Genomic DNA, 10,655 nt, shown 5'->3' with positions numbered 1-10,655 from the left:
GCGACCGCGCCCCCTCGATCCGCTACTTGATGGAGGTGGTCCGCAGGTACTGCAGCGAGCCGTTCACCATCGGGACGAAGCCGTCGACGTTCGAGGCGGTCGCCGTGTAGGTGTAGCTCGTGAACAGCCAGATCCACGCAGCGTTGTCCTCGAGGTTCTCGGAGACCTGCGCGTAGATGTCCTTGCGCTTGTCGGGATCGGCCGTCTGGCGTCCTTCCGCGAACAGCGCGTCGAGCTCGGGCGAGGAGTAGCCGGCGACCTTGTTCAGGTTTCCGGTGCTGGTGAAGTAGCGGCCGTACATGCCGTCGGGGTCGGGACGACCGCCGTTGAGGGCGACCGCGGCGTCGAAGTCGGCTGCGATCCAGCGGTCGACGAACGCTCCGGACTCGAGCACTTCGAGGTCGAGCGTGATGTCGGCGTCGGCCAACTGCGCCTTGAGGTTCTGCGCCTCGTTCACCGAGGTGGCGTACTCGCCCTGGGAGACGATCGTCTTGATGGTGACGCCGTCCTCCTTGCCCGCCTTCTTCAGGTACTCGGCCGCCTTGTCGAGGTCGCGCTCGGGGCACGGGCGCGCATCGGGGTCGGACTTGTACGCGGGAGAGGTGATCGGTCCGGTGACCTCTCCCTCGCCGAGGGCTGCGGTGTCGAGCACCTCCTGGCGGTCGATCGCGCACTGGACGGCGAGACGGACGTTGACGTCGGCGAGGTCTCCACGCGTGGCGTTCAGCTGCAGGGCGTGGTAGCTCAGCTGCGGGGTCGTGGCGACCTCCACGTTGGCACCCTCGGCGGTCTGCGCGACCAGCGGGTCGTCGAATACCGCCAGCTGCACGTTGCCGGACTGCATCGCCGAGACGATCGACGACTCGTCGGGGATCACGCGGAACTCGACGGTGTCGAGCAGCGCGGCGTCGCCCCAGTAGTCGTCGTTCTTCGCGAGCGTGAGCGACTGGCTGGCCTTGCGGCTGTCCAGGACGAAGGGGCCGGTGCCGTTCGGGGTGGTGTTCAGCCCCTCTTCGGTGTCGTCCGAGGACAGCATCGCCATGTTGATGACGGCGAGGTTGGCCGGAAGAGCGGCATCCGGAGCGCTGAGCGTCAGGGTCACGGTGTTCTCGTCCGTGGCCTCGACCGCGGTGACGGAGGCGAGCGAGCTGCGCGCGACGGCTGCGGTGGCCTCGGCTGCGATCGCGTCGAGCGAGTACTTCACGTCTTCGGAGCCGAACGTGCTGCCGTCGGCGAACGTGACACCCTCGCGCAGGTGGAAGGTCAGGGTGAGACCGTCTTCGGACACGTCCCACGACTCGGCAAGGCCGGGGACCACGTTGAGGTCCTCGTCGAACTCGGTCAGCGTGCCGTAGAGGTTCTGGAGCACGTTGACGGCCTGGAACTGGGTCGCCTTCCAGGGGAAAAGGGTGTCGGGGTCGCTGGTGACGCCGATGACGAGGTCGCCGCCCGCCGCGCCCTCGGAGGGCTTCGGGTCGGATGCGGGTGCGGAGCACCCGGTGATGACGAGGGCGAAGGCGAGGCCCGTCGCCGTGAGAGCGCCGAGTGACGCCCAGCGTGCTGTGCTCATTGCTGGATCCTCCTGAGTGTGACGCGCCGCCGTGGCGTCGGGTCAGGCGCTGTTGCCTGCCGCCCCGTGAACGTCGTCGGTCTTGGTTGGTACCAAAAGTACACGAAGGTCACTACTGATGTAACAGAAGTTCCTCTACTGTTATGAACAGCGATCGGAGACCCCATGCCTCATAAAGCCGCCCGCGACGAAGCCGGCGCACACCCCGTGCTCGTCCGCATGCGCGCGATCCGCCCTGAACTGCGTCCGAGCGAGCAGCGAATCGCCGATCTCTTCCTCTCCGACCCCGCGGGAACCGCGGGCCTCTCGGTCGCCGAGCTCGCCCACCGCTGCGACACGTCCACCACCTCGGTCGTCCGGTTCTGCAAGCGCCTCGGGTACGAGCACGTGCGCGAGCTCCGCAACCACGTGCTGCGCGACGTCGAGCGCGAGACGTTCGACACCGCCGCGCTGCCCGCCGTCTCGGGCGACATCGACCGCAACGACACCCTGGCCGACATCGTCGCGAAGGTCTCGCTCGCTGAGACGCTCTCCCTGGCCGACACCGCGAAGGTGCTCGACACCGAGTCGCTGCGCGCCTCCGTGGATGCCATCACCTCCTCGACCAGGGTCGACATCTTCGGCGTCGGCGCCAGCTCCATCGTGGGACTCGACCTGCAGCGCAAGCTCACCCGCATCGGGCGCACGGCACTCGAATGGTCGGACCCGCATGCCGCCTGGACCTCGGCCGCGACGCTCGGTGCCGGCAACGTCGCGATCGCGGTGTCGCACACGGGTGCCACGACCGACACGATCGAGTTCCTGCTGCTCGCCAGGCAGGCGGGCGCCACCACCATCGCGATCACCAACCACGCGGGCGCTCCCCTCGCCGATCAGGCCGACATCGTCCTCACGACCGCCGCGCGCGAGACCGGCTTCCGCTCCGGAGCCCTGGGCAGCCGGATCGCCCAGCTCATGGTGGTCGACTGCATCTTCATCGGCGTCGCCCAGTCGAACTACGACCGCTCGATGGAGGCGCTGCGCGACACGTTCGCCGCCGTGCACCGCGTGCGGACGACCGGAGCGTGATCGACGGCGCCCGACGCGGGCGGGCTGGACTGTTCACCGCGTTCGCGGGGCTCGGCGTCACGGCCGCCTTCGTTCCGGCGATCCTCCCCTCGGTCGAACGGGCCATGGCGGCCGACCTCAGCGTCGCCGTGCCCGCACTGTTCGCCGGGCTGCTCGTGGGGGTGCTGGCCTCCGGGCCGCTGCTGATGCGCAGGCCGCCGCAGACCACGCTGATCCTCGGCAGTGCCCTCCAGGCCGCCGCCATCGCCGTGGCGGCTCTGGCCGGCACACCCGCCCTGTTCATCACCGCGGCCGCCGTCGCCGGGTTCGGCTTCGGGCTGGTGGAGGCCTCGGGATCCGTGGCGGCGAAGTCTGTGGCGGTGGGCAGCGCGACGGGTCTGCTCAGCGCCCTGCTCGGCACGGTCGCCGTGTGCGCGGCCGTGACGCCGCTGCTCATCGCCGCTGGATCCGACACTCCGCCGGTGCTCGGCGTGCTGGCACTCGTACCCCTCCTGACCATCGTGATGCTCGCAGGGCCGTCGACCGCCTTCACGCGCTCCGAGAGGCCGACCCATCGCGATGCGCGCGGGCTGCTCGTGCTGCTTCCGTTCGCGGTGGCTCTGCCGCTCTACGTCGGTGTCGAGACCGTGCTGTCGGGGTGGTCGGCCGTGATCCCGGAGCGCACGCTCGCGCTCGATCCCGGCGTGGCTGCCCTCGGAACCTCCGCGTTCTGGGCACTCATGGCGGTCGGCCGTTTCGGGGCCGCAGCCTTGCGCCGGCTCACCGTGTCGCCGATCGTGATCCTGGTCTCCGCTACGGGCACCGCGGCTGTGCTGATGGCTGCTGCAGGTTTCCTGGTGGAATCCGCCCCAGGCGGCGCACTCGTCGCATTGGCCGTGGTGGTCGTGCTGCTGGCTCCGAGCTATGGGCTCATCCTCGGCCTCGCGCTCGACCGCCTCGACCCTGCTCGCAGTGCCGCCGCGACCGGTGCTCTCGTCGCGTGCGGCGCGGTCGGCGGCACGTTCGTGCCGACAGTGATCCTCCTGATCGGACGTGACCCCGCATCGAGCGCGACGTTCTTCGCGTCGGCGGTGCTGTGCGCGCTGGTGCCGGTGCTGATGCTCGCCGCCGGCCGGGCGCCGCGGAAGACGCCTGCGACGCACTGACCTCTTCTCCACATCGCGCAACCTCCGCGACCTCTTCACAGATGCTGGAATACCGGCGCGCACACCGGGATGAGCGGCGTAACGTCGTCGATGTACCCAGCCGATCAAGGAGAGCACGCGTGTCCACGGAGACCCTCGCGACCATCATCAGCGCCGTCGGCGTCGTGGTGACGCTCGGCACGAGCATGTTCGTCGGCGCCGCCTGGATGTTCCGCCGCATCGACGCCGTCGACCACAAGCTGACGGCCCATATCGACGCGGTCGACGCCGACGTCACCGACCTCAAGATCTCCGTGGCCCGACTCGAAGGTCCTCCCCGCCATCTGCTCACTGCGAGAAGAGGGTGAGCCCGTGGGCACGGAGACCGTCACCATCGTCCTCAGCGCTCTCGGCATCGTGCTCACCCTCGGCGCGAGCCTCTTCGCAGCAGGCGCCTGGATGGTCCGCCGCATCGACGAACGTATCGACGCCGTCGAGGAGAAGCTCAGCACCCGTATCGACGGGGTCGAGGAGAAGCTCAGCACCCGTATCGACGCCGTCGCCGCCGACGTCACCGATCTGAAGATCTCCGTCGCACGGCTCGAAGGACCACCGCGGCACCTGCTCACTGCGAATCGCTGAGGCCTCGCCGACCGCAGCCCGGCGTGTCTTCGTCTACCGCAGCACGAGGGCGGCGGCGCCGATGAGCGGCCCCTCGTCGCCCAGCCCGGAGCGCACGACCCTGGTGCGGCGCGAGTACTCATGCGCAGCGCTCGCGGTGAGCGCTGCCTGAACGAGGTCGATGTAGTCGGCCGCTACGCGCGAGAATCCACCGCCGATGGCGACGACGTCGAGGTCGACGAGGGTCGCCGCATCCGCCAACGCTCCGCCCACCTCGCGGGCGGAGCGCTCGATCGCCGCACGAGCGACAGTGTCTCCGGCGGCTGCGTCACGGGCCAGGTCCTCCCCCGTGGCCCCGGTCCAGCCCTGCGTCTGCGCCCAGGCGGCGCTCGCCGGACCCGAGGCGATCTCCTCCAGGGTCAGCCCACCTTCGCGGCGCACCTGACCCAGGTGGCCCGCGTTGCCGGTGGCGCCCGGGATGTACGCGCCGTTCGCGACGAACCCGCCGCCGACACCCGTCGAGACGACGATCGACAGCGAGGCACCAGCGCCCTGCGTCGCCCCGAGCCAGGATTCGGCGAGGGCGAGCGCACCGCCGTCATGACCGAGCACCGTGCGCACGTCGCTTCCCAGGGCTGTGGACGCGGCCGCGCGCACGGATTCCTCGAGACGGAACCCGCGCGCCAGGGGCATGTTCACGGGCATGATCACCCCGACGCTGCGATCGATCGGTCCGGCGCTGCCGACTCCCGCTCCGACGAGCTCGGCATCAGCGGGAAGAGCCGCCAGCGCGTGCTCGACGATCGCGACCACCGAGGCATCGAGCGAGGCGAGAGTGGCTTCGCGCCCTGTCGCCTGTCGGCTCCTGCTCCCCTCGACGAGCCGGCCGTCCTCGCCGACGAGCGCAGCCTCCATCTTCGTGCCGCCGACGTCGACGGCCAGCGCGTAGCGCGTCACTGGGGGTCGAGTCCGAGGTCGTCGAGGTCGAAGGCCGCACGCCACTCGAGGCCCTCGGCTTCGATGGCGGCTTGCGCTCCGGTCTTGCGGTCGACGATCACGGCGACGGCGACGATCTCGGCGCCCTCCTTGCGCAGCGCTTCGACGGCCTTGAGCGCCGACTGTCCGGTGGTCGAGGTGTCTTCGAGCACGACGACGCGCTTGCCCTTGACGTCGGCGCCTTCGATCTGGCGGCCACGCCCGTGATCCTTGGGCTCCTTGCGCACGACGAACGCGTCGAGGGGTGTGCCGGCGGCGACCGAGGCATGCAGCACCGAGTTCGCGATCGGGTCGGCGCCGAGCGTCAGCCCGCCGACCGCCACGACATCGAGGTCGCCGATTAGGTCGAGCATGATGCGGCCGATCGCGGGAGCGGCGCGGTGGTCGAGTGTGAGCTTGCGCATGTCGACGTAGTACGTCGCCTGCTTGCCGCTGGAGAGGGTGAAGTCGCCGTGGAACACCGCCTCGTCCTTGATGAGGTCGAGGAGCGTCTGGCGGTCTGCGTCGAGTGCGGTCACGGCATCCAGTGTAGGAGGCACGGGCGCACGCGCGGATGCATGAGGTTGGGCCGGATGCATGAGCGTTCGGCCTTGAGGCTCATGCATCCGTCCTGCGGGCATGCAGGTGGCAGCCATGACGCTCCCGGCGACGACCCGCGCGGCATCCGGTGTCGGATCCCGCAACTAGGCTTGACGCATGCGCTTGGCCACCTGGAACGTCAACTCCATCCGCACCCGTGTCACCCGCACCGTCGAGTTCGCCGTCCGAGAGGACATCGACGTGCTGGCGATGCAGGAGATCAAGTGCAAGCCGGAGCAGTTCCCGTACGGGCCGTTCGAGGAGGCCGGGTACCACGTCGAGGTGCACGGGCTGAACCAGTGGAACGGCGTGGCGATCGCGAGCCGCCTCCCGATCACCGACGTGCGCACCTCGTTCGACGGCATGCCCGGCTTCGCGAAGGGGCATGAAGGACCGGATGCGCCGCTCGAAGCACGCGCGCTCGGCGTGATGGTCGACGGCGTGCGGGTGTGGAGCCTGTACGTGCCGAACGGCCGCTCGCTGGAAGACCCGCATTACCTCTACAAGCTGCACTGGCTCGAGCAGCTCAAGAGGTCGACGGCCGCCGAGCTGTCGGCGAACCCCGATCTGCCCCTCGCCCTGGTCGGCGACTTCAACATCATCCCGTTCGACGTCGACAACGGCGACCCCGACATCGTGGTCGGCCGCTCGACCCACGTGTCCCCGCAGGAGCGCGACGCGTTCTTCGCGTTCCAGGACGCCGGGGTCACCGACGTGGTGCGCCCGCTGATCCCGGAAGGCTTCACCTACTGGGACTACCAGCGCCTGAAGTTCCCGCGCAACGAGGGTGTGCGCATCGACTTCGTGCTCGGTTCGCGCACCCTGGCCGAGGCCGTGCAGGGCGCATCCATCCACCGCGACGAGCGCAAAGGCGAGCAGCCCAGCGATCACGTCCCGGTGGTCGTCGACCTCGACAGCCGTCGTCTCGGGACGGACGGCGCCGATGACGACGACGACATGCCGATGATCTTCTCCTGAGGGCCGAACACGTGCGCGTGCGGCTGATCGCCACCGATCTCGACGGCACCCTGCTCGACTCCACTTCGGCCGTCACTCCGCGTACCCGCGCGGCCCTCGACGCGGCCCGGGCCCGCGGGATCCACGTGGTCCCGGTCACCGCACGCCAACCGATCGGCCTCCGTGCCATCGCTGCGGACGCGGGGTTCGACAGGTGGGCGCTGTGCAGCAACGGCGCCTACGCGGTGCGCCTCGACGACGGGCGGATGCTGTTCGCCGAAGAGCTGCCCTCCGAGACCATCCGTACGCTCGCCGAAGCTCTGCGCGCGAGCATCCCCGGCCTGTTGTTCGCGAGCGTGCGCGACGCCGGTGAGACGTTCGTCGCCCAGGACGGCTACGCCGCGATCGCCGCCCTCTCCGATCACAAGCGCGACCCGGCCACGATGGGCGGCGTACCGCTGGAGCAGGTGCTGTGCGCACCGAGCCTGAAGTTCGTGATCCGCCATCCCGAACTCGCCCCTGCCGCCCTGTTCGACACCCTGCGCTCGCTCGGACTCACCGGCTTCGAGGCGACGCTGTCGGGCGCCCCGTTCGTCGAGGTCATGGCGGAGGGCGTCACCAAGGCGACAGGCCTCGCGCGACTCTGCGAGCATCTCGACATCGACCGTGCTGACGTGATGGCGTTCGGCGATGCGCTCAACGACGTCGAGATGCTCCGCTGGGCGGGGCACGGCGTCGCAATGGCCGGTGCCGAACCCCTCGTGCAGGATGCGGCCGACGAGACCACCGCCTCGAACGACGAGGATGGTGTGGCGCAGGTGATCGAGCGCCTGCTCGGCTGACGCTTAGTACCCGTCAGGTCATCACTGCGGGCGCCGTCGACGCACATGCCAACGGAGCAGGCGAGACGCGAGTCAGGTCGTATCGGGACGGGAACAGGGCTCGGAAGATACATCGCCTTCCGGTGTCAGCCACTCACCGGGAGAGAGCCCGCCCTCCGGAACCCTGAAGAGCGCGGACGTGACCTGCCCCAGTGCCTCGTTCATGTCCAGGAAATAGCGCACGCCGGGTTCAGCGGTCGACTTCAGGCCGACACGGTTGACAGGACCCGGATTGTCGCCGCCGACCACGACGATCTCGCCGGATGCGACCGAGAGGTTCTCACCGTCGGTGCCCAACGCGTACGGCCCGTACTGATATGCGGTCTCACATCCCGCGAGAACGAGCACCACGCCTGCCACGGAAGCGAGCGCGATCACACGATGTGAGCGCGTTCGCATCAGCCGCATCGCTCGCACCCTCCTCCGGGAAGCGCCGATCTCTCGCTCGGGTTGAGGCATCCAACCTTCCCCCACGATCTCAGCTCAGGAACGCGCTTGTCCCGGTGAAGATCCCGAAGCCGATGAAGAAGATTCCCACCACGAGCATCCTCATCGGAGTCGTCTCGGGTGGTATCGCATCGTCGGCCAGCGGCGCTCCATACATCCGCTCCATACATCGGTGGAAGGTCCGCGAGATGGGTCCACGAAAAAGATCAGCACCACGCCGATCGCGATCAGTACCGGCCCGATCACCAGTTCAGGAGGCATCTACAGCCCGACGCGGCGACGCCCTACGAGCAGTCCACCCAGCACTGCGAGCACGAGACCGGCGGCGACGATCGCGCTTGGGGCATCGAGCCCGGTGCTGGCCAAGCCGGTGCCAGGCGCCGCGGCGCTTCCACCCGCCCCGCCCGTCACGGCTCCGTCGACCGTGAGCGTCGCGCTCGCGATCACCGTCGTGCCCGTCAGCGCCACCAGGGTGTGCGTACCCGCCGGCACGCTCGCCGGAATGCGGAGGTTGCCTTGGAGAACGCCGTCCGCACCCGCGGTCAGCGTCCCGAGCTTGACCGGATCGGAGTGCAACTCGAATTCGATCGCCATGCCCGGCGTGAATCCGGTGCCCGAGACGGTGATGTCCTTGCCGGCACGGATCGAGCCCGCCGCGAGCGTGAGCGTGGGTTTCGGCTGAGGCTCGGGGTTGGTGACCGCGATGAGGGTGAAGTCGATCCCGGAGACAGGAGTCCCGAGGGTCGCCACGACGGGGGTCGCCAGTGCCGCCGTGTCGACGCCGTCATAGAACTGCGGCTGCGCGATCGTCGTGCGGTCGTTGTAGAAGTTCGCCGAGGCCTTGAGGATGAACGATCCCTCAGGGATGCTCAGAGAGTAAGCGCCGGTCTGAAGATCAGCGAAGGCCGTGCCGACGACCTTCTGACCCGACCACGCCTCGACGATGACCTCTCGCCCCACAGTGGTGTCGAGAGTGACGGTGCCGGTCACGATAGCGGCGGCGTCGAGCTGCGCATCGATTCCCGTGGCGCTTCCCCCGGGAGACACGCTGACGGGAGTCGCGGATGCCTTCGTGGAGGCGTTGGCCCAGTACTCGGCGAGCAGACCGGAATCGAACGGCTCGAAGTGCACGCGGTACGTACCGGGTGCGACGGCCACCTGATAGGTTCCCGCGTTCGACACACCCACGAAGTACGAGTGGTTGTCATCGTCGACACTGGTGATGGTCACCGCTCCGAGCGCACGGGTCCCGTCGGAACTCTTGGTCACTGATCCGCTGATGGAGCCTTCGGTCTCGAGCGCCGCATCCACTCCCGAGGTCGTCTGCAACTCGGTGACGACCACGGGGGTCGCCGCCTCGAAGCTGTAGGCGTCCTCCCAGTACTCCGAGGCCACTCCAGGACCGGGTGCCACGAACGCTACGCGATAGGAGCCGGCGGGGAGGCCGCCCACCTCGTATCTACCGGCGAGATCGGTTCGGGCGAAAGCGGCGATCTCGCCGTTCGCATCGAGGGCGTTCACCGTGGCGTCCGTCAGAGGCGCCCCGCCGTCGGCGCGCGTGACGACACCGGCGATCGAACCTCCTGCCGCAAGCGAGGCGTCGATACCGGAGACTGCCTGACCCTCGGTGAGGACGACAGGCGTCGCCTGGGAGTAGTCGAAGGTGTTCTGCCAGTACTCGCGCTTCAGGTCCTTGCCCTCCGCGTAGAACTCGACGATGTAGGAACCGGCGGGCAACCCGTCCAGCGTGTACGCGCCAGACGCGTCCGTGAGGACAGAGGCCTCCGCGGCAGGACTCTGTCCTCTCGCCGAGACGGCGACGCCCGAGACCGGCGACCCGTCATCCTCGCGTGTGACGGTCCCGGTGATCGATGCCGAAGGTGCAGGCGCAAGCGCGGCATCGATGCCTGTGACCGCTGATCCGCCTGTCACGGTGACGCGCTGCGCGCCGAGGGAATCGCTGGCGTCGTTCCAGTACTCCGTCGCGAACGAGCCGTCCGGTGCGACGAACTGGACCAGGTAGGCGCCATCGGTCAGCCCGGCGAGCGTGTATCCGCCGCTCGCGTCGGTGACGGCGTCGACGCGTTCCAGCGCGCCGTCCCGCTGCGCGAAGACCTGGATGCCTTCCAGCGCCGCCCCTCCCGCATCCGCCGTCACTGTTCCGGAGATCGAGCCGGTGACGACGGGATCCTCTGCGGCCGCGCCGGCTGTCGCCCCTCCCAGGGCGAGCGCAAAGGCCGCCATCCCGCCCAGCACAGCTCGTAGCATCCCGCGTCGTCGCGTCATCTTCATCCCACCCGTGAAGGAGGCCGCGTACGCATCATCGTGATACCGCGTCGGCCTCGAGCCAGTGCCGATCGCACGGCAACGTTCATCTCGAACATAGGGGTTCGAGACATAGGAAGGGAATAG

The 10,655-nt window shown here is 68.9% G+C and carries 11 protein-coding genes; 6 read left to right on the top strand and 5 right to left on the bottom strand.

Annotated elements, in window-relative coordinates; all coding sequences use genetic code 11:
• Positions 1-22: 22 nt before the first annotated feature.
• The gene (locus tag RN51_RS10475; protein ID WP_045263969.1) at positions 23-1,570 is read right to left on the bottom strand and encodes an ABC transporter substrate-binding protein; all 1,548 of its coding nucleotides are present in this window, start codon (positions 1,568-1,570) and stop codon (positions 23-25) included.
• 165 nt (positions 1,571-1,735) lie between these two features.
• Between RN51_RS10475 and RN51_RS10470 the strand changes: the two genes are divergently transcribed.
• From RN51_RS10470 to RN51_RS10455, 4 genes are all read left to right on the top strand, one after another.
• Positions 1,736-2,638, top strand: a complete 903-nt coding sequence (locus tag RN51_RS10470) for a MurR/RpiR family transcriptional regulator (RefSeq protein WP_045263968.1) — start codon at positions 1,736-1,738, stop codon at positions 2,636-2,638.
• The gene (locus RN51_RS10465) at positions 2,635-3,783 is read left to right on the top strand and encodes an MFS transporter (protein WP_045263967.1); all 1,149 of its coding nucleotides are present in this window, start codon (positions 2,635-2,637) and stop codon (positions 3,781-3,783) included. The genes RN51_RS10470 and RN51_RS10465 overlap by 4 nt, the downstream gene beginning before the upstream one ends.
• Before the next feature lie 119 nt (positions 3,784-3,902).
• A complete protein-coding gene (locus RN51_RS10460) occupies positions 3,903-4,130 on the top strand; it encodes a hypothetical protein (RefSeq protein ID WP_045263966.1) in 228 nt (75 codons plus the stop codon).
• Positions 4,131-4,134: 4 nt separating this feature from the next.
• Positions 4,135-4,404, top strand: a complete 270-nt coding sequence (locus RN51_RS10455; RefSeq protein WP_045263965.1) for a hypothetical protein — start codon at positions 4,135-4,137, stop codon at positions 4,402-4,404.
• 33 nt (positions 4,405-4,437) lie between these two features.
• On the opposite strand, the gene RN51_RS10450 is transcribed toward RN51_RS10455, so the two are convergent.
• Both RN51_RS10450 and pyrE read right to left on the bottom strand, forming a co-directional pair.
• Positions 4,438-5,340 carry an ROK family protein gene (locus RN51_RS10450; RefSeq protein ID WP_045263964.1) on the bottom strand — a complete coding sequence of 301 codons (903 nt, stop codon included), beginning with the start codon at positions 5,338-5,340 and terminating at the stop codon, positions 4,438-4,440.
• Positions 5,337-5,897 carry an orotate phosphoribosyltransferase gene (pyrE, locus tag RN51_RS10445; RefSeq protein WP_045263963.1) on the bottom strand — a complete coding sequence of 187 codons (561 nt, stop codon included), beginning with the start codon at positions 5,895-5,897 and terminating at the stop codon, positions 5,337-5,339. The genes RN51_RS10450 and pyrE overlap by 4 nt, the downstream gene beginning before the upstream one ends.
• A 178-nt stretch (positions 5,898-6,075) precedes the next feature.
• On the opposite strand from pyrE, the gene RN51_RS10440 reads away from it, so the two are divergent.
• Together RN51_RS10440 and RN51_RS10435 are read left to right on the top strand one after the other, a co-directional pair.
• A complete protein-coding gene (locus RN51_RS10440; RefSeq protein WP_045263962.1) occupies positions 6,076-6,936 on the top strand; it encodes an exodeoxyribonuclease III in 861 nt (286 codons plus the stop codon).
• Positions 6,937-6,947: 11 nt separating this feature from the next.
• Positions 6,948-7,757: a Cof-type HAD-IIB family hydrolase gene (locus RN51_RS10435; protein WP_045263961.1), complete on the top strand. Its 810-nt coding sequence runs from the start codon at positions 6,948-6,950 to the stop codon at positions 7,755-7,757.
• A 72-nt stretch (positions 7,758-7,829) separates the two neighbouring features.
• Here RN51_RS10435 and RN51_RS10430 read toward each other — a convergent pair whose 3' ends face one another.
• Together RN51_RS10430 and RN51_RS10425 are read right to left on the bottom strand one after the other, a co-directional pair.
• Complete coding sequence (locus tag RN51_RS10430) at positions 7,830-8,174, bottom strand: hypothetical protein (RefSeq protein WP_156149160.1); 345 nt, start codon at positions 8,172-8,174, stop codon at positions 7,830-7,832.
• Between the two features lie 330 nt (positions 8,175-8,504).
• A complete protein-coding gene (locus tag RN51_RS10425; protein ID WP_197073232.1) occupies positions 8,505-10,529 on the bottom strand; it encodes an MSCRAMM family protein in 2,025 nt (674 codons plus the stop codon).
• Positions 10,530-10,655: the final 126 nt, after the last annotated feature.

The sequence above is a fragment of the Microbacterium oxydans genome, assembly GCF_000956405.1.
Classification (GTDB): Bacteria; Actinomycetota; Actinomycetes; order Actinomycetales; family Microbacteriaceae; genus Microbacterium; species Microbacterium oxydans_C.
Note: the sequence above shows the minus strand (reverse complement) of the source record. Positions and strands in the feature narration are given on the sequence as shown.